The organism is Vibrio crassostreae 9ZC13 (assembly GCF_000272045.2).
Classification (GTDB): domain Bacteria; phylum Pseudomonadota; class Gammaproteobacteria; order Enterobacterales; family Vibrionaceae; genus Vibrio; species Vibrio crassostreae_C.
Window position 1 is genome coordinate 272,355 of sequence record NZ_AJYZ02000019.1, and the last position, 19,754, is coordinate 292,108.

16 protein-coding genes are annotated in these 19,754 nt (G+C 45.7%); 12 read left to right on the forward strand and 4 right to left on the reverse strand.

The window, feature by feature from the left end:
* Positions 1-3 precede the first annotated feature (3 nt).
* Complete coding sequence (locus A136_RS02660; protein ID WP_017064383.1) at positions 4-1,815, reverse strand: siderophore biosynthesis protein PsvB; 1,812 nt, start codon at positions 1,813-1,815, stop codon at positions 4-6.
* A complete protein-coding gene (locus A136_RS02665) occupies positions 1,812-3,023 on the reverse strand; it encodes an ATP-grasp domain-containing protein (protein ID WP_017064384.1) in 1,212 nt (403 codons plus the stop codon). Before A136_RS02665 ends, A136_RS02660 begins: the two co-directional genes overlap by 4 nt.
* Positions 3,024-3,264: 241 nt before the next feature.
* Between A136_RS02665 and A136_RS02670 the strand changes: the two genes are divergently transcribed.
* The 7 genes from A136_RS02670 to A136_RS02700 all read left to right on the forward strand — a co-directional run bounded on the left by A136_RS02670 (position 3,265) and on the right by A136_RS02700 (position 12,094).
* Positions 3,265-5,298 (forward strand): TonB-dependent receptor, encoded by a 2,034-nt coding sequence (locus tag A136_RS02670; protein ID WP_017064385.1) that lies wholly within the window; start codon positions 3,265-3,267, stop codon positions 5,296-5,298.
* Positions 5,299-5,482: 184 nt separating this feature from the next.
* Entirely contained in the window at positions 5,483-7,612 is a 2,130-nt protein-coding gene (locus A136_RS02675) for a TonB-dependent receptor family protein (RefSeq protein WP_017064386.1), read from the forward strand.
* A gap of 87 nt (positions 7,613-7,699) precedes the next feature.
* On the forward strand, positions 7,700-8,677 hold the full coding sequence (locus tag A136_RS02680; protein ID WP_017064387.1) for a Fe(3+) dicitrate ABC transporter substrate-binding protein: 978 nt from the start codon (positions 7,700-7,702) through the stop codon (positions 8,675-8,677).
* The gene (locus tag A136_RS02685; RefSeq protein ID WP_029235209.1) at positions 8,674-9,708 is read left to right on the forward strand and encodes a FecCD family ABC transporter permease; all 1,035 of its coding nucleotides are present in this window, start codon (positions 8,674-8,676) and stop codon (positions 9,706-9,708) included. The genes A136_RS02680 and A136_RS02685 overlap by 4 nt, the downstream gene beginning before the upstream one ends.
* Positions 9,708-10,679 (forward strand): FecCD family ABC transporter permease, encoded by a 972-nt coding sequence (locus A136_RS02690; RefSeq protein WP_017064389.1) that lies wholly within the window; start codon positions 9,708-9,710, stop codon positions 10,677-10,679. The genes A136_RS02685 and A136_RS02690 overlap by 1 nt, the downstream gene beginning before the upstream one ends.
* 2 nt (positions 10,680-10,681) lie before the next feature.
* Complete coding sequence (gene fecE, locus A136_RS02695) at positions 10,682-11,446, forward strand: Fe(3+) dicitrate ABC transporter ATP-binding protein FecE (protein ID WP_029235210.1); 765 nt, start codon at positions 10,682-10,684, stop codon at positions 11,444-11,446.
* A 228-nt stretch (positions 11,447-11,674) separates the two neighbouring features.
* Complete coding sequence (locus A136_RS02700; RefSeq protein WP_004731682.1) at positions 11,675-12,094, forward strand: VOC family protein; 420 nt, start codon at positions 11,675-11,677, stop codon at positions 12,092-12,094.
* A gap of 153 nt (positions 12,095-12,247) precedes the next feature.
* On the opposite strand, the gene A136_RS02705 is transcribed toward A136_RS02700, so the two are convergent.
* Positions 12,248-13,147 carry a DMT family transporter gene (locus A136_RS02705; protein ID WP_029235211.1) on the reverse strand — a complete coding sequence of 300 codons (900 nt, stop codon included), beginning with the start codon at positions 13,145-13,147 and terminating at the stop codon, positions 12,248-12,250.
* Between the two features lie 268 nt (positions 13,148-13,415).
* Between A136_RS02705 and A136_RS02710 the strand changes: the two genes are divergently transcribed.
* The gene (locus tag A136_RS02710; protein WP_017064392.1) at positions 13,416-14,816 is read left to right on the forward strand and encodes an alpha-amylase family protein; all 1,401 of its coding nucleotides are present in this window, start codon (positions 13,416-13,418) and stop codon (positions 14,814-14,816) included.
* A gap of 90 nt (positions 14,817-14,906) precedes the next feature.
* Here A136_RS02710 and A136_RS02715 read toward each other — a convergent pair whose 3' ends face one another.
* Positions 14,907-15,863 carry a LysR family transcriptional regulator gene (locus A136_RS02715; RefSeq protein ID WP_017064393.1) on the reverse strand — a complete coding sequence of 319 codons (957 nt, stop codon included), beginning with the start codon at positions 15,861-15,863 and terminating at the stop codon, positions 14,907-14,909.
* A gap of 100 nt (positions 15,864-15,963) precedes the next feature.
* Between A136_RS02715 and A136_RS02720 the strand changes: the two genes are divergently transcribed.
* The 4 genes from A136_RS02720 (at position 15,964) to A136_RS02735 (ending at position 19,528) form a co-directional block, all read left to right on the forward strand.
* Complete coding sequence (locus A136_RS02720; protein WP_017064394.1) at positions 15,964-17,316, forward strand: MATE family efflux transporter; 1,353 nt, start codon at positions 15,964-15,966, stop codon at positions 17,314-17,316.
* Positions 17,317-17,516: 200 nt separating this feature from the next.
* On the forward strand, positions 17,517-17,762 hold the full coding sequence (locus A136_RS02725; protein ID WP_010430578.1) for a hypothetical protein: 246 nt from the start codon (positions 17,517-17,519) through the stop codon (positions 17,760-17,762).
* 319 nt (positions 17,763-18,081) lie between these two features.
* Positions 18,082-19,086, forward strand: coding sequence for a response regulator (locus tag A136_RS02730; RefSeq protein WP_029235212.1), 1,005 nt, complete (start codon positions 18,082-18,084; stop codon positions 19,084-19,086).
* A 1-nt stretch (position 19,087) separates the two neighbouring features.
* A complete protein-coding gene (locus A136_RS02735; protein ID WP_017062430.1) occupies positions 19,088-19,528 on the forward strand; it encodes a PAS domain-containing protein in 441 nt (146 codons plus the stop codon).
* Positions 19,529-19,754 lie beyond the last annotated feature (226 nt).

Consider the following 19,754-nt stretch of genomic DNA (forward strand, 5'->3'; position numbering starts at 1 on the left):
GCGTTAACTCACACTCTGCTTGATGTTTTCAAGGTAAGCGTGTTGTGCTTCTTCGCTGGTTAGCAATAAAAAGTTCGGTGCTGACAAGCCATAAAATTTATTGATATCGCTTGCACCGGATGACTCTTTAGACAACAAGCTACCTGAGCTCAATAGATATTTAGCGTATAGGTTGGGTGACTCAAACAACATCTCGTTTGCGAGCTTGGTGTTGTGTCCTTGTTTGTCCAACTGGCTAAGCTGTTGGGAAAGGCTATTGGCAACCACTTCATACAGATAAGCTGACGTGGCGATTCCTTTCGTCGCCATTGCTTCGACAATCGCGGCAATGTCTAACTGCAAAGTAATCGTGGTAAACATCTGACCAAGAGCAAGTTCGTTGTCTACAGTGATGCGTTGATCTAAAAGCTGCTCACATTTTACAGGCGATTGTTGTTCAAACGTTTGGAAACGTTCTGGCCAAATACGTGCTGCATCGTTGTCTTTCATGGATAAGGTCATTTTGCCTTGCTCATCGAATGCAATGATGGCGTTTTGTTGGTTGGACTCCAAAGCGATACCGTAACGAATCCACAATGTAAGGTGCACTTTGCAAAGCAGATCAACGTAATCTTTAAACCAAGTCAGCGTATCTTGCTGATAATACTGTTCAGCGAGGTGTTCCAAGAATAAACGTTCATCAGGCATTGGGCTGGCAAGCGCAGCCACAGGCACCGGTGCTTTGTCTTGGAAGTAGCTCTGCGGGTATTCACGCACAATGTAAGCAAAGGTTTTATCGTCTCCAACATGGCCGCCATGTTTCTCATTACAATGGAAAAGCGTGCCACGTAAGTCTTGATCTGTTTGCTCTAAGTGCGTCAATAAACGTTCAAACCAATGCCCATCATAGAGCGTCGATGGTTTGATTAGGCGAATGTTTTTAGTACCTAAAGATCGCATGATCAGCGGTACTTTGATGTGAGTCTGTGGTGCTTGATTCACGACCACAGTGCGCACTGACAGGGTAGGAGTCACCTCAAGACACGCAACCGGCGCTTCAATGACACCATCAGGAAGTCCATCAAGACTTCTTAGTGTTAATGGGTGTGCGGGGAATAACTCATGGCTAAGAGCAAAATCGGCGGGCAGACCCACTTGCTCCATCGTTGGCCAACATTCTGGTTGTGGACTGGTCAATGTAACGAGTGACTTCTCGATTGCGAGCCAACGAAGTTCAAAGCTTTGTGCAAATTCTGGCGCGAATTGTTCTAGGTCGTGATCGCTTAAACCGAACTTAGCACGTGCTGTCGGGTAGTAAGGGTGGTCAAGATAGGATGCGATTTGATCGGCACGTAATAGCTTTTTCTCCCAACGTTCTAGTTGAGAAATCGGCTGCATGAGTGATTCGGATTGCTGACTGAAGGCGCTATCACACAATCCTTTGTGTTTTTCTGCGCATTCGAGTTCTTGCAAATAACCATCTAATAACGAATGCGAGCTTTCGTGAGCACTTGCTTTCAATAATTCGATCCAATCTTGATAGTGCTGCTGGGTTTCAACGACACCATTTCTCTCGATGAACCAACCATCACCTTTCGAGCCATCTGGTTGGCCGTATACCCAACGCTGCATGTAATAGCTCGGAGTAACGGGCAAGTAGAGTGTAAAGTCTGAACCCGCAAAAACAGCCCAAATTTGATTACGAGGATAAGAAGATAACTTGAGTGTACTCGGGAGCTGAGATTCAAATCGGCTTTGAGAAACTAATCCGAATAAATCTTCACGCAAGCAAGTATCGACTAAGCGTTGAGTGAGGTATAACGCGTTTTCATTCATGCTGTTACCTCGTTTGTTGCTGTTAGATTGAAGCGAGAGATTGCCTGTTGTAGCGCGGGTTCTAGTGTTCGACCAGAAGGAGAAACGACCGAAATTCTCGCTAGGTAATCCTTGTTGGAGAAACTTTGTTGGAACGTCTCACCAACCTTCTTAAGCACTTGCTGTTGAGTGACAATATCGCCCTCTTGGTGAATGAAAGAGGTTGATGACCCTTCAATCAAACCGCTTTGTTGCGCCACTACATAGTGCACATGGGCACTGCCATCAATACGAAATATAGGGTCAAGCTTGTGACCCAAGTGAAGATTTAAGATGGTATTGAACCAATTCCCGCCACTGAGGTTATCAAGCAAAAATTCCCGGCCATCACCAATACTTCGATAGTTGATCTCGACCAGTACCGGCCCCGAATCTGTGATGATGAATTCGCTATGACAGACACCAAACCCCACCCCAAATGTTTGAAGCTGACGTATACATTCTTTTCGGTAGTGCACGCTGTTAATACCATTCCAACTCGCCGCTGTTTCGATGAAGTAAGGTGGCGCAGAGAGTTCTACATCGAACCCACCAAGTGCGACTAAATTTTCCCCGTCGCCAATGGTTTCGACAGTGATAAGCGGACCTTGTAAAAACGCCTCAACCAAAATGGGAGTCGTAGGGTGCTTTTGCCAAAACGTATCGCAATAGTTATCCAGCTCAGCTGCAGACTCGCAGCGCTGCACGTCTAAACTAGCCACGCCTTCCTTGGGCTTCGCAACGACAGGAAAATCGAAATCGAATACAGGAGCGCTCTCTCGACTTAACAAAACACTTTGAGTATTAGGTAACGATTTTTCGTTGAGAACCTGACGAGTTAAGTATTTGTTTTTCGCCTTAAGAGTCACATTCCAATCTTTAGCAGACACACCAAAGAACTGTGCACAGATTGCGGTGGAAGTTTGTAGGTGGTCGCTGTTACTGAAAACAGCATGAGGTTCTAGCTCTTGCTCTGTGATGATTTCGATGAGTTCAAGAGGGTTGAAGACATCGCATTCCAAAATTTCATCGGGATTAAAGCGGTCATCTTCATTTGCCAGTTTTAAGTGGTTGAGTTTGTGGTCTGTGATCAAAATGACGTGGAGACCTATCGCTTTTGCTGTCGGCACGAAGCCGTGAGTGATCGCATCATTCACGACGTGACTCACGATGATTATCGTAGATTTCATGGGGCTTTCCTAATTTCCAAAACGTTGTTGTCGCCTGCTCACAACTCGCTTTCAAGTGCTCTCTTTCGGGGTTAAAAGAAAGAGAATTTTTCTATCTTATTGTTTTTATTTATTCTTATATCATTAGTGGTGTTGCATATTGCAAAGCAAATATAGATCAAAAAATATATATTGCAAATATAAATGATATTTGTTCTTATTCGCAATATTGTTATTTTATAAACTAAAACGGAATTAGAAAATGAACATTAGATTGGCCTTGTCCCCTCTCGCTTTGGCTATTGGAGGTGCATTAACCGCAGTGGCTACCGTGTCGAATGTAATGGCTGCAGAAGTAACGGTAGATGAAACCCTACAAGTTATTGGTCATCAGTACGAAGGTTACGCGGAGCACATGCCTCAGTCAGGAACCAAAACGGATGTCGAATGGTTGGATGTACCGCAGGCAGTATCGGTGGTCACAAAGACGGAAATGGAAGACCGCGGTGCTGTACGTTTGGTGGATGCACTTGATGGTGTCGCAGGGGTTAACAATACCTTGGGTGAGGGAAGCCGAGACCAATTTGTGATTCGTGGTTTTGATGCACTCAACGACATGTACCGTGATGGTATGCGTGATGACGGGACTCTGCAATCGTACCGAAGCCTTGCGAATATCGAGCGTGTCGAAGTGGTAAAGGGCCCTGCAGGCGCACTTTACGGCCGAGGTTCAGCCGGCGGTATCATCAACTTGGTCACCAAGCGTGCTAACGGTGATAATTTCACACACGTCAACGGCAGTGTTGGCAGCAATAATCTTTTTGTTGGTCAGGTTGACAGCTCGATGGCGCTTAGTGACAAGGTTAGTGGTCGTATCAACGTGGAAAGTCGACAGTCTGATTCCTATGTAGATCACGTCGACTCTAATGATTTCTTTATCGCACCGACCATTCGTGTATTGCCTGCTGAGGGGCATACCATTGATCTCGATGTAGAATATGCGCACCAAGAGTTGGTGCCATATCGTGGTGTTCCATCTAAAAACGGTAAGCCTGTCGATGTCTCGGAAAGCACATTTTACGGTGGTACGAATGACTATCAAGAGTCGGACAGCATTCGTGTTGGCGTTAATTATGAATGGCTTTTGAACAGTGAATGGGCATGGACAAACCGCGCAGCATACAACCATATCGAGCTTGAGCAAAAGGGTACACGCCAAGGGACGGTAACTGGGAATGAAGTATCTCAGACTGTAAATAACTTCGGTTACGATCCTCGTACCACGACGACTCTTCAATCTGAGCTAGTTTGGGAAACCGATTCGAACCAAATGATGATCGGTGCGGATTATAATCAGATCAATATCGACTTAACGCTCGCAAGTGATAAAACCTTACCTCCAAAAGATATCTACAACCCTGTAGCAGGCCCAACACCTGATCCGGGTTTCAAACCTTTCCGTGATAACACGACAACGACGACAGGTGTATACATTCAAGACGTTTACACCTTTGGTGATCTTTCAGTGATCGGCAATGTGCGTTACGACTCGATGGAGCTGGAACAGCAAAAAGCGGGCTCAGCAAAAGAGAATCTAGACGATGACAAAGTGAGCTACCGCGGTGGTTTGGTCTACCGAATCAACAACGATATGTCAGTGTACGCAAGCTTAGCTCGTTCATGGCAATTGCCTTACTCAGGTATCTACATCAACCCTAAATTAGCAGAATTCTTCCACACCGATCTAAAAGAAATTGGCGCAAAAGCTTACCTATTAGATAACGCTTTGATGCTGAATGCCGCGGTCTTCCAAATCGATCAAGAACAACCTGAAACCAATATAGACGGAGACGTTGTTAACAAGATCGAAGCTCGTCACCAAGGTATTGAATTAGAAGCTCGCGGTCAGTTTACCGAGCAGTGGGACATTTCTGTAGGCTACAGCTATTTAGACGCGGAGAACAAAGAGACAGGCAAAAAGCCAAACGATGTGTCTGATCATTTGTTCTCTCTTTGGAGCACTTATCAGTTAGATGACAACTGGCGTTTAGGTGGTGGCGTGAAATACGTAGGCGACCGTTACGCGGGTAATGATGAAGCGGTAGCTCTGGGTGACTACACCACGGTTGACTTGATGGCAGCGTACACCACGGGTCGTCACAAAGTTCAAGCGAATGCTTACAACGTGCTTAATGAGAAATACATTCTGGGCGCAACCAACGGCACGTCTGGTACTAACCAGATTGGTTACGGAGCACCAGCCGAATTTATGCTCAGCTACGGCTATCAGTTTTAAAAGCTAATTCAGTTCTAAGAGTTCGTTCATTTCTAAGAGCTAGTTCGACTCTAAAAACGATTGATTTGTTCACTACGAGTGAGTGAACAGTTGGCTTCATTTTGAGGCCGTTTAGCCCATAGGATCAAAGCGCTGAATCGTAAACATGGCCTTTGATCCTAACTTGCCTATTTAGGAGATTTTCATGCCTTACCAGAATTTGGATGGTAAACCCTGTACTCAATCACATCAAAAGTTGCGTCTAAGTGCCCTTGCAATGGCCATCGCTTCAGTGACTTCCATGGGCGCATTTGCCGCGTCAGATCCACAAACGACGACCATGGAAACGGTTGTCGTGACGGGCAGCTTGATCGGTAATTCAGAACTTGAGGATGTGAAAGAGTATCCGGGAGCTCGTACTGTTCTGACTAATGAACAAATTAAAAAGACTGGCGCACTCTCGATTGACTCTGCCTTCCAAAGTGTACCGGGCATTAAGGTTCAAGACGAAACGGGCACCGGTGTTTTGCCTAACATCTCAGTGCGTGGTTTGAAAGCGAGTCGCAGTGGGCACGCTCAATTCCTCATGGATGGTGTTCCTCTGACACTGGCGCCGTATGGTCACACAGGACAATCAATTTTCCCTGCAACGCTGTCGATGCTTGATCGTATTGATATTGTGCGAGGCGGTGCGGCGGTTCAGTACGGACCAAACAACGTCGGTGGTGTGATCAACTTGGTGACCAAGCCTATTCCACATGAGTGGCAAACGGAAATCAGTAATCGCTTTACTGTATTCGAGGGTGGCGATACGCCGCTCAACGACTTTTACCTGCGAACGGGTGGTTGGTTAACCGATACGCTGGCACTTCAAGTCGAGGGGAACTTCTTAAAAGGTGAGAGCTTCCGTGAACACTCCGACACGGATGTAAAAAACTTCCAAGCGAAATTGCAATGGTTACTGAGCGATACTCAAGAGTTACAAGCTTTCGTTCAACGTTATGATGCCGACACCCAAATGCCGGGCGCTTTATCGCCAGATGATTACGAAAAAGATCGTACTCAGTCGAAGCGCCCATACGATGAATATCAAGGCACTTCAACGCGTTGGAGCCTGAAGTATTTACATGACTTGAATATTGCAGATAGCGCCGAATTAGAAATACTGACGTTTGGCCACCGTTCTGAGCGTTTCTTCCAATGGGGCTTTAACAGCGCTGGCGGTCACTGGGCGGACCCGGCATTACCATCAACCGATATTCGTACGTCACCACGTGAATTTGCTGTTTATGGTGTTGAACCTAAACTCGCGATGTACTTTGACGGAAATAGCGTAACGCAAAATGTGATTGTTGGGGCACGCTACGTCAACGAAGATATCGATTACAAGCTGACTCAAACGCCAATTGCTGGTGGTGCTACAACAACCCCACGTGATTGGCACTTAGATACTGACGCTTTTGCTGGTTACATCAGCAATGAAATCGGCCTGTTCAATGACGTACTGAAAGTCACGCCGGGTATTCGTTACGAATCGATTGATATGACGTTTGATGATCTGGGTACAGCACAAAGCACAGACAACAAAGTGACGGAGTGGTTGCCGGGCTTAACTTTGGTATACCACCTGACAGAGCAATGGGTTGGTTACACTAATGCACAGAAATCTTTGCGTGCACCACAAATTGCTTACATTCGAGGCAAGGGTGAAGAGGGCAGTGAGCTAGCGTGGAACTACGAGTTGGGTGCTCGCTACAACCAAGATTCAACCAGCTTTAACATTGCACTTTACCGCATTGATTTTGAAGATCAGCTGCAATGGCAAAGTGCTACCCAAACTTTCGATAACATTGGTAAAACCCTTCACCAAGGTGTTGAGCTCTCTGGTCGTTATATTCCTCAAGCGATGCAAGCTTTGAGTTTGGGCGCTGGCTATAACTACTTAGATGCAACGTTAGAGGAAGAGGGTGCAAACAAAGGTAATCAACTCCCTTATACGTCTAAACACCAATTTAGCTGGGATGCGACTTACGCCTTTAGCAAGGTAGATACGACTTTGTCTGGTTACTACTTCAGCGAGTCTTACTCTGACAATGCGAATACAAGTGCCGAAGATGCAACGGGCGCGACAGGTAAAGTGCCTGCCTACATGGTCTGGAACTTTAACCTAGGTTCGGATTTGTACAAGGATGAAAACAGTAAGCTGCGAATGAACCTTGCGGTGAACAACTTGTTTGATGAGGACTATTACTTCCGCGGTATTGATACCAGCCCGGTTGGTCGTTATCCAGCACCAGGACGTTCTTACACTTTGGATCTGAATTATCAGTTCTAATACGTAATTTATTGAAAGTAATAACGAATAAAAGTCGCCAATACTCTTGGCGACTTTCACGGTTCTAGCGTTTAAGGAAAATTAAATATGGAAAACAACTCTCGCCTTTTGTTTTCGAATCAATTGATGCTGTCGAACGGACTGCTGTCACTCAATAAGCAGTTTTTATTCAGCAGGATAGCGATAACCTTAGCTTTGTTGGTTTTAAGCTTGTTTTCATTCTCCAGTTCAGCACAAACCAGGGTCATACAAGATGAGCAGGGTCAGTTTGAGATAGCGACTACTCCGCAACGTATTGTGGTGTTGGAGTTCTCATTTGTAGATGCGCTAGCTGCGGTGGGGGTTTCTCCTGTTGGTGTTGCTGATGACAATGATGCTTCGCGAGTGATTCCGGCGGTACGCGAATTGGTTCAACCATGGGAATCAGTTGGCATGCGTTCTCAGCCTAGCCTAGAAGCCATTGCGGTATTAAAGCCTGACCTGATCATTGCAGATGCAGAGCGTCATCGTACTGTCTATCAAGATCTACAACGCATCGCACCAACTCTGCTGCTCAAAAGCCGCGGCGAGACGTATCAAGAGAATTTGGAGTCTGCGCTCAAGATTGGCATCGCTCTCGACAAGCAATCGTCAATGGAACAACGAATTCAACAACATCAACACGCCATGGCTGAATTCAAAAGTCATTTCTCGCTCAAACAAACCGTCCAATTCGCTGTCGTGTCGGATAAAGGTATGTGGTTACATAGCCCTGCATCTTACGCAGGGGGCGTGCTGACCGCATTAGGTATTGCGAGCCCTATTGTGAAACCAACAGAGAAGGCATATTTACCAACCAGTTTTGAGTTGTTGTTGAAAACCAATCCGGATTGGTTGCTCCTTGGCGCTTACTCTCATCCTAATATTGTTGATGATTGGCAGAAAAATCCGTTATTCAATGTACTAACCTCTGCTAAAAATCAGCAAGTTGTAGAAGTGTCACCAGCACTTTGGTCATTGAATCGAGGCATGTTAGCGGCAGAACAAATGGCGAAAAATCTTGAGCAGATCTTGGACCCATCATGAGTACGATGTCGTTCTCTAAAAGTAAGCGATTCTGGCCAATACTGTCGTGGCGAGTCATATTATTTACGGCATTAGTGTCGTGTTTGGCACTGTCTGGTTACGCGGCCTCTATGACTGGGTGGTCTAATTTCTCTTTAACATTGAGTGACTTGATTCACTACTGGTTTGCGTTTGATGAAAGCAACATGACTCATCAAATATTGGCGACGCTAAGAGCGCCAAGAACTTGTGCTGGGCTATTGATTGGTGCGAGTTTGGCCGTCGCTGGGTTATTGATGCAAGGTTTGACGCGCAATCCACTCGCGTCTCCGTCGATTCTTGGCATTAACGCTGGCGCAGCCTGTTTTATGGCGTTAGCTGCAATAGGCATACCTGTGGTTAGTGATTTAAACCCAATCCTTAATGCGGTTCTTGGTGCATTGCTAAGCGGCGGTGCCGTTATGCTCCTCGGTGGTTTTTTCTCCGAACGTTCTCATCCGTTACGTTTGGTTCTCGCGGGTATCGCCATTACTGCGTTATTGCTCGGACTGACACGAGCGGCGCTGATTCTTGCTGACGACATGGCTTATAGCGTCTTGCATTGGCTTACTGGCTCACTGTCTAGTGTGGATGATGAGCAATGGCAACAGCTTTGGCCGCCTGTAGTGATTGGTTTGGTGTTGGCAATGAGTCTTGCCCGCAACCTCAACTTACTGGCACTTGGCGAAGAAGTTGCAGTGGGGTTGGGCAGCAACATCAGGTTTACTCGCCTCGTGAGTGGACTGACGATCGTGTTGCTTGCCGGAGCAAGCGTCGCTATCGCAGGGCCAATTGGCTTTGTTGGATTGTTAGTGCCTCATTTGGTTCGACCTATTGTTGGGCACAATTATCATTTACTGATTCCTATTTCAGCATTGGCAGGCGCAGCATTAGTGTCTTGGTCAGATGCACTGTCGCGAGCGATTGCTTTCCCGACTGAAACACCCGTTGGTGTTATTACTGCTTTGCTCGGAACACCTTGTTTTATTTTGATTGCGACGAGGAGATCTTAATGCACCATCACACTAAGATAATTTTGTTATCAGGAATTCTCATATTAGTGGCATCCGCAGGTTTGTTTGTCGGAGCAGCTTCGCTTTCTGTTTCTCAAGTCATCGAACATTTGGTCGCGTTTTCCAGCGACGACTTTGTTATCCATCAGTATCGGCTACCACGTATGTTGCTCGCGATAAGCGTGGGCGCAGGGTTAGGGCTTTCAGGGGTATTAGTGCAAGGCGTGATACGTAATCCGTTAGCATCGCCTGATCTTATGGGTATTAGCGCCGGGGCAGGCCTTGCTGCGACAGCGAGTTTAGTTTGGTTCCCCAATGCGCCAGTCAGTGTGCTTCCTGTTGTAGCTATGTTCGGTGGGGTATTGGCTGCAGGGCTGATTGCGGTATTGGCATGGTGGTCAAGGCCAACACCCGCCAAATTGGCGCTGATTGGTATTGCGGTGAGTGCGTTTCTGGCCAGTTGTATCGACTTCTTGCTGGTTACCAACCCGATCGAGATCAACACGGCTATGGTGTGGCTTACTGGCAGCCTTTGGGGACGAAACTGGCAGCAAGTCCCGTTTATTTGGAGCGTGCTGCTCTTGTTGTTACCCATGGCATTATGGTTGGCGTGGCGATTAGATGTGATGGGGCTTGGCGAGGAAAGTGCGACCACATTGGGCACTAATCCAAAACAGATTCAAGCTCTCGCGTTATTGGCCGCTGTATTGCTTGCCAGTGTTAGCGTTTCTGTTGCTGGAACGATCAGTTTTGTGGGTTTATTGGCACCTCACTTAGCACGCTTGTTGTTTGGGCATAATCATAAATTGTTAATCCCAGCATCTGCACTGGTGGGGGCAATTCTGGTTACCAGCGCTGATGGGTTGGCCAGAGGTCTACAACCACCTATTGAATTGCCAGCAGGCGTTCTCACGTCTGTGATTGGCGCGCCTTATTTCATCTTTCTTCTCTATCGTTATCGAGGTTGGTAACCATGCTTAAAACGCAGAATCTTTCCGTCGCGTACGGCAAACAAACGATCATACCGAACCTGTCGGTTTCTATCCCTAAGGGAAAAATCACCGCATTGATAGGACCTAACGGGTGCGGTAAATCTACCTTGTTAAAGACGTTAGTCAGAATTAACAAACCAGTGGCTGGAGAGGTGTTGTTTGAAGACAAACCGCTATCAAGCTATGGCGATAAAGCGCTTGCTCGTTCGTTGTCACTTCTTCCGCAAATCTTGGTAAGCCCTGAGGGGATCACGGTAAGAAAGTTGGTCGAATATGGCCGTTCGCCTTATGTGTCTCATTGGGGGAGGCTAGGGCAGGACGATCAAAGGATTGTCGAACAAGCTATGCGTGATACAGGTGTGCTTGAGTTTGCTGATAAGCCTGTTGAGTCACTGTCTGGTGGCCAGCGTCAAAGAGCATGGATTGCGATGGTAATTGCACAAGATACGGACGTAGTGATGTTGGATGAACCGACCACATACCTTGATATGTCTCACCAGGTGGAATTAATGAACCTGATGCAACAGATGAATGCCAAAGGAAAAACGGTGGTTGTTGTGTTGCATGATCTTAACCAAGCCAGTCGTTACTGCGACCATCTAGTGGTTTTGGAAAAAGGGTGTTTAATAGCAGAAGGCTCGCCTGATGAGGTGATGACCGAAACTATGCTCAGTAACGTGTTTGATCTCAAAGCGAGCGTGTTTCGTGACCCTGTTTCAAATACACCAATGTGTGTCGCGATTTAGTTATCTGTTCTGAACAACGAGATCACCAAGGCACAAAGAACAGAACACAGGCAAGGAAGCCACATTAGATTAAGTCGTCTAAACTTAAGGTTTGTATGTAGTCAAAGTAGAACAGTTTGGGCTCTAAAGACGTTCTCGAAATAAATGCAAATTAGTGCTTTACCTCAACTTAACTTGAGGTATTAGGATATGCAACGTTGCTTACGAGAATACTTTAAGGAGAGAAGAATGATCCAACTTGAACATGTAAATTTAGTGGTAAAAGACATCCCAGAAATGCTGGTTTTCTATAAAGCGGCGTTCCCTCATTGGTATGTACGTGATGAGGGAAAAGGGGAGTGGTCAGGCAAGCCACGTAACTGGCTGCATTTTGGCGACGAGTACCAATACATCGCGTTGAGCGATCACGGTGAAGGTGAAAATAGAGATTTGGCTGGGCATTCTGTTGGCCTCGCGCACTTCGCTTATGTGACCAATAATATCGAAAGCGTAACCAAGCGCCTTGTTGATGCGGGCTTCCCAATTGCCAAACCCGGTGCCGAAGAACCTTATCGAAAAAATGTCTACTTTGTGGATCCGGCCGGTTTTGAAATCGAGTTCGTTGAGTATTTGAGTGACGATCCAAAACTACGTAACGCTACAAGCTAGCCGTAATACGCCGCTTTATTAAAGTTGGTTAGCTGAATGAAAACGCGCTAGAGCATTTATAGAAAAGGGCATTGTGGAATAATCCGCAATGCCCTTTTTAGATCTATTTAATCGCTGATTGGCTAACTGATGTTGAGTTCTTTTAGTTGGTGTCTACTTAGCTTTAAACGGCATCAACAGTTGTTTGCCAAACACATTGATAAGAGCACCCGTCACAATAAGGCTACCACCTAGGTAGGTCCAAACTGATGGAATCTCATTGAACACCCAAACACCTAATAGTGCTGAGAATACGATCTGAACGTATGAGTAAGCTGAAGCTTTACCAGCCGCTTGAGTTTGCATTGCTTTGGTCAAACCATATTGGCCGATCTGAGTGAAAATCCCGACTAGAACCAGCATCATGGTTAAGAAAAGGCTAGGCCACACAAAGTCGTTCCAGATCAGGGCGGTCGATATTGGCAGGGCGACCAGTGGGAAGTAGAAGATGATCACTGAGCTGTCTTCAGTTTGGCTAAGCTTTCTTACAATCACATAAGCAATTGAGCTACCAAACGCGCCACACAACGCCAGCATAATACTGAATAGCGGCAACTCGCTGCTCGCGCTGCTGTCCATGCTTGGCTGTACCATTACCGATAATCCCGCTAGGCAGAATACAATGCATATCATGGTCGATTTTTGGACGCGTTCTTTCAGGAACAGTACGCCAAGTAACGCAGTAAATACGGGATGCACGTATTGCAGAATGGTTGCTTCTGCTAACGGAAGAGTGGTTACAGCGTAGTAAACACACATCAAGGCTGCGGTACCAACAGCGCCACGAACAAACAACAGAGGTTTGTTATTGCCCCAGATCGAAATGCCTTTTCGTTTGACGTCGATGTAGCTGATGATCAACGACACCAAAGCCCTTGCTGCAACAATTTCAAATACAGGTATGCCGTAATTGCTAACGTATTTCACACAAGCTGACATCAGTGCGAATCCAAAAGCAGAAAGGATCATGAACCGAACCCCTACAGGGATCAGTGAAAAAGAGAAAGAAGGCATAAAAATATCAATTGGTTGAGGGGAAAAGGAATCATAACGTAGTTTAGAAGAGCCGACCAAAGTCTTTGTCCTGTTCTGGTCAACTTGATTCAATTAATTCTCATTTCAGTTCTGTTCGTTTTTATCTCACATAAGATCGGCGACAGCTCAGTTTTATAAAATCATCATCAACAGAAGGTGACGCTAATTCAACTCTGATTTATCCGTCGTTTTAATTGTCGTTCTTATTCATATCATTCTTGTGAATTTATAATGAGAGATATGTTCTATGAAACCAATCAATACCCTACTCATATCCGCACTTGCCGTTTGTTCTTTTAGCTCAGCTACTTATGCTGACACTATTTTGCATGCTTTCAATTGGAAGTATTCGGACGTAACGGCCAACGCCGATCAAATTGCACAAGCTGGCTATAAGAAGGTGCTTGTGGCACCTGCAATGAAGTCTAGCGGCAGCCAATGGTGGGCGCGTTACCAACCTCAAGACCTTCGTACCATTGATTCACCTCTCGGCAACAAACAAGATTTAGCTGCAATGATTGCCGCACTCAAAGGTGTGGGTGTTGATGTGTATGCCGATGTGGTGTTGAACCATATGGCGAATGAAAGCTGGAAGCGAAGTGACTTGGATTACCCAGGCACTGAAGTGCTAAACGATTATGCGAGCCGTTCAAGTTACTATGCTGATCAGACTCTGTTTGGCAGCTTAGCGCAAGGTTTTGTCTCGGCTAACGATTTCCATGCCGCAGGTTGTATTTCAGATTGGAACGATCCTGGTCACGTTCAGTACTGGCGTTTGTGTGGTGCCGATGGCGATGTAGGTTTACCTGACCTTGATCCAAACAACTGGGTGGTTTCACAGCAACGTTTATATCTGAAAGCGCTAAAAGATATGGGGATCAAAGGTTTCCGTATTGATGCGGTAAAACACATGAGCCAGTACCAAATCGATCAGGTATTCACGTCTGAAATTACTGCGAACATGCATGTGTTTGGCGAGGTGATTACCAGCGGTGGAGAAGGGAACAGCGGCTATGAGTCGTTCTTAGCGCCGTACCTGAATAATACTAATCACTCCGCGTACGATTTCCCGCTGTTTGCGTCGATTCGAACTGCATTCTCTATGGACGGTGGCTTGAACCAATTGCATGATCCAAAAGCGTACGGCCAAGCATTGGATGACAATCGCTCAATTACTTTTGCGATCACACATGATATTCCAACCAATGACGGTTTCCGTTACCAAATTATGGATCCACAAGACGAGCAGCTTGCTTACGCTTACATCCTTGGCAAAGATGGCGGTACGCCGTTGATCTACAGCGATGACCTACCGGATTCTGAAGACAAGGATAACGGTCGTTGGGGCAATGTTTGGAATAGTTCGAATATGAAGAATATGCTGAGCTTCCACAATGCGATGCAAGGTAAATCGATGACGATGATTTCGAGCGACCAATGTACTTTGTTGTTTAAGCGTGGCAAAGAAGGCGTTGTTGGTATTAACAAGTGTGGCGAAACCCGTGGCGTGACGGTTGATACCTACCAGCATGAATTTAATTGGAATGTTCAATACAAAGACGTATTAAGCAGCGCGACAGAAACCATTTCTTCTCGCTACCATACCTTCAATTTACCACCACGCAGTGCGCGTATGTTTAAGCTTTAATGCTTATTCTCTAGAGCGAACACCACTGGTAAAAAGCATAAGCCGTAGCAAGTTCTGCGGTTTATTTGTATCTAAGCTTAAGGCTTACCGTTACTGTTGATCGCTAATAACACCAAACCATTGATATTGCTGTGCGAGTACTTTCAGCAACTCGATCTCTTTTGTTGTCTCTTCTCTAAGCCATTCAATAAGGTCGTTGATGATAGGCGTGTGACTACGCTGGTGCATGAAGTAAGTCCAAGCACTGTGTTGGATTTTTGCATTTCTAGGGCAGTACAAGAAGCCTCGTTGGAGATCTTGTTGAACTAACAACAGATCCGTGACCGTAACCCCTTCACCGGATAGACAGGCACTGAGCGCCATATCTAAAGACAAGAAGCTGGTATTTCTGACAGGTTTCTTTGGTGGGAATTCAACATCGGCCAGCCACACTTTCCAGTCGTGATGATCTAAGGTTGGATGCAGCCTTGGCAAGGTTAAGATTGAATCAAGGTCGGTGTCTTTGGTGGTTAAACTAGTAGAGCAAACCGGCGCCATGAACTCTTCACGCAAGAAGGTAATGTCAGGTGCCTTGTCATAGCGTTTTTTGAAACGCGTGTGGAAGATCAGTAGATCATACTCACTACTATTAATCGATTCGTCTTCCTCAATCACAGGAACAATGACTATCTCATGATCTTGATAACGCTCGTTTAATTCCCGAACTTTGGAGATCAATACTCGCGTCGCGAAACTCAGAGTCGCTTTGATCACGATACGCTTCTGCTTGGGCTCACTCCAAGAGGCGATAACAGCTTCGATATTACCGTAGCTTTCTCGCAAAGCGACATACAAATCATGACCTTGTACCGTTAATTCTATGGCTCGATGCTTACGAATAACCAGTGATGCGTTTAACTCATCTTCAAGCTGTTTGATCTGTCGGCTGATCGCACTTTGTGTCACATGCAGCTCTTCGGCAGCCAGAGTAAAGTTCATCAGCCTTGCGGCAGCTTCAAAGGCTTTTAAGCCATTATGTGATGATGGCAAGCTAGGATATGGGGTCATAATTCGTTCGCATGAGTTTATGGAATGTTAGAGTCGCAAATTTATCAATTGAACGCTAGCCTCATCGATCGTATTTTGGGCGAAATTACCTGAGGCGCTCATGAAAAAAATACTCACTCTTGCATTCCCTTTGATCATTTCACAGCTGATCTCTATGGCTTTAGTCCTTACTGATGTTTGGATGATGTCGCGTATCAGTGTGTCAGCCCTTGCGGCTGGTGGCTTAGGTGCCTCAATCTACTTTTTCATCTTCATTATTGCGAGCAGCACCGTGGGTTGTGTCGCGAATTTGATTGCGATCGCTTATGGTCAGCGAGTAGCTCGCCCTGAGTTTGGTAATACTCAAATTAGATTGGCGGTGAAAGGCGCAACCATGTTGGCATTCGTGCTCAGCGTGACCTTAATGGCCAGCTTCTGGTTTGCTCCGTTGGTATTAGAAGCAGCCAAACAGCCACCAGAAGTGATCACTTTAGCCATGGAATATGTCCATGCTTTGAAGTGGGTAATGTTGCCTTCGCTTATCTTGTTGGTACTTCGTGGCTTAACCAGTGCGTTTGGCAACGTGCGCTCCATTCTTGTGATGTCGATTATCACCGTAATTCTGAATGTGCCAGTGAGCTACTTTCTCACCTTCCAATTAGGCATGGGCTTAACAGGTTTAGGGCTTGGTACGGCTATCGCGGCATTTATCGTGATGGTTGGATATACGGTTTGGGTATTTAAGCGTGACGAGTTTAAGCAGTTCGCCCCTTGGCTAAATACAGAAGAGTATTCAATCAAGTTGATGAGCCCATTGTTGTTGATGGGTCTACCTATCGGCTTGGCTGCTTTACTTGAGCATGGCTTGATTTACGGTGGCACCTTGATGGCGGGCACGATCAGTATTGCTTCGTTAGCCTTGCACCAAATCTTGCTGCAATGTTTAAGCTTTACTTGGAACTTCAATTTTGGTTTCTCACAAGCTGCGGCGATTTTGGTTGGCCGTGATTTTGGCGCGGGTAACTACGAAGGAATAAAAAGAACCTCGATTCAAAGCTTCATATTGGTGTCGGTGTTGAGTGTGGCGTTGTCGGCCGTGTTCATTATATGGCCTGAGATGATCGCTTCTATCTTCAAGTTAGACGATGGCACGGGTGCTATGACTTCACTACTGGCTTCTGTGATTTGGGTCGTTGCTTTGTGCTTTATTGTTGATGCTTGGCAGCTACTGGCGATTAACCTGCTAAGAGGCATGAAGATTGTCTCTATGCCAACCGTGATGACTGCCATCGGTTACTGGGTATTTGGCTTGCCTGCGGCTTGGTATTTGATGCCTAAGTTCGAATTGGCAGGGATTTGGGGCGGAATCGGTGTTGGCTTAGGCGTGACAGGTATTCTGCTGCTTATCCAATTGATGCGTGTCATTCAAAAGAACAACCAATCTCCAGATTTGTCGAATCATGCTTATACGTGATTTGCTTGTGATGCTCGCCTTTACCATGGAACCTTGAACGATAAACGTTGTATTGCTGACCGAGAACTATCAATTACCAACAATGACCTATAAGCCCTAAATTGCGTACTTCGTAATTTAGACCTTGGTCTTACAGAAACCGAGCTAAAAGGTGACTAGAATGATTTGAGTTGCTCACCGTTTTATCAAGGAATACACAAATGGAAGTTGGATTGTTCTGGGCTGAAAAAGGAATGTTAGTGCTTGGCGCACTGTTTGTTTTGACGAGCATGATGCAGTACGGAAGACGCAGTAGCGATTGGAAAGGCGTGATTACGATGTTCTACAAGCGTATCCCAATGAACATCGCCGAATACAAATGGTATCGCCTGGGGATCGCGTTGTTGGTATTTGCTGTGATCATACGTTTCGCATTACTGATTTTATGGCCTTCATATCAGTTCTAGTTCTCTTGCATTAGCTTTGTTGGATAGCTCTCTATCATGGCTACATAAAGCCGTTCAATGAATGAGTCAGTCGAGCCTTAATAAACCCGCTTGTTAAGGCTGCTGTTAAATATAATAGTGCTATTACTCAACAGCAAGGATTGGCTATTACCTTTGTAGCATATTGTTTTTCATGAAGAATAATGCGAAATAATAGCTTACCCACCTGTTTCATCATTCTTACTAATAATCTGCACATAAATCCATTCACCCCGTACCTGATACCATAATGTTCTGTTACACTCGGTCGAATTAGCTTTAATTTGTCAGTGGTGCATTTATGTCGTTCCCAGTTCTTATATGTGATGATTCTGCGTTAGCAAGGAAGCAGATGGCTCGGTCACTGCCTAGTTCTCTAAATGCAGATATAACTTTTGCTGTTCATGGGCTTAATGCACTTGAAGAGCTCGCTAAAAACCAATTCAAATTGATGTTCCTCGACCTAACCATGCCGGAATTAGACGGCTATGGCACATTGGAAGAGATGCAACGTTTAGGCGATACCACGCCAGTTGTCGTTGTTTCTGGTGACATACAACCAAAAGCACAACAGAAGGTGCTGGATCTTGGCGCCAAAGCATTTTTGCAAAAGCCGATTGATAAAGAAGCGTTAAAAGCGATTCTACGTGAGCATGTTGAGCCACCAAAACAGCCTCAACTTATTACGCCAGCACCGCTAGAGCTACCGATTCTGCGCCGACGTGACATCTATATGGAAGTTGCGAACGTTGCGATAGGTCGAGCAGCCGATGCATTGGCGCGCCATTTTAATGTATTCGTTCACTTACCATTACCGAACGTTAACATCTTCGAAGTGAGTGAATTGCACATGGCACTTCGTGACCTAGCGGATAACGACCAAGTGTCGGGTGTTTGCCAAGGCTTCAGTGGAGAAGGCATTGCAGGTGAAGCATTAGTCTTGTTGAGTGATTCCAGTGTGAGCGATCTTAAGAAGCTCATGAAGGTGCCAACAGAAAGCGAGCAGCTAGAAGAACTAGAGCTGTTGATGGATGTATCGAACATCTTAGTCGGCTCATTCTTGAATGGGTTAGGGGAGCAGTCGGAAGTTCGTTTCTTCCAGAGCTCTCCTGTGTTGCTAGGTCAACACATCTCGATTGATTCGGTGATTGAAAATACCAGCGGCTCGTTCAAAAAGACCATGACCTTTGAAGTTAGCTACAACATTGATGGCACTTCTATCCGTTGTGACCTTCTGTTTATGTTCGTTGATGAGTCTCTGCCTCTTCTAGACAACAAATTGGCCTACCTAATGGAGGAGTTTTAATATGCTGAATCTTCCTGCTGAATTTGAACAGTTCCACTGGATGGTCGACATGGTTCAAAACGTCGATATGGGGCTGGTGGTTATTAACCGTGATTTTCAGGTACAAGTCTGGAATGGTTTCATGACGCACCATAGTGGTAAGCAATCGCATGATGCGATCGGTAAGTCGATCTTTGAGTTATTCCCTGAAATTCCTGAAGAGTGGTTTAGGCTTAAAACAAAACCGGTTTATGACCTAGGCTGCCGTAGCTTCATAACGTGGCAACAAAGGCCTTATCTGTTTAAGTGCCGCAACGTGAGGCCAGTAACTCAGCAAGCCGACTTTATGTATCAGAACGTCACGCTTAACCCGATGCGTTCTCCAACGGGGCAAGTGACATCCTTGTTCTTGTCGATTCAAGATGCGACTGCTGAAGCTCTGATGTCTCAGAAAAAGGCTTGACGTACCTTAAGGTGAAAATTGAATCGCCTTATAAGAGCACTCTGAAAACCAAATAAAAATGGCCAAGGTTAATCCCCTTGGCCATTTTTGTATCTGATCCTGTAGTAATGAGTTCGAACTAAAGAAAGGCGTTCCGTGTTCGTTAACTTTAGTCGAGTTGTTGTTAGGCTCTATCAACAGCGGCTTGTATCCGCTGGGTTCTCATAAATAAGCGCATCTAACCTGC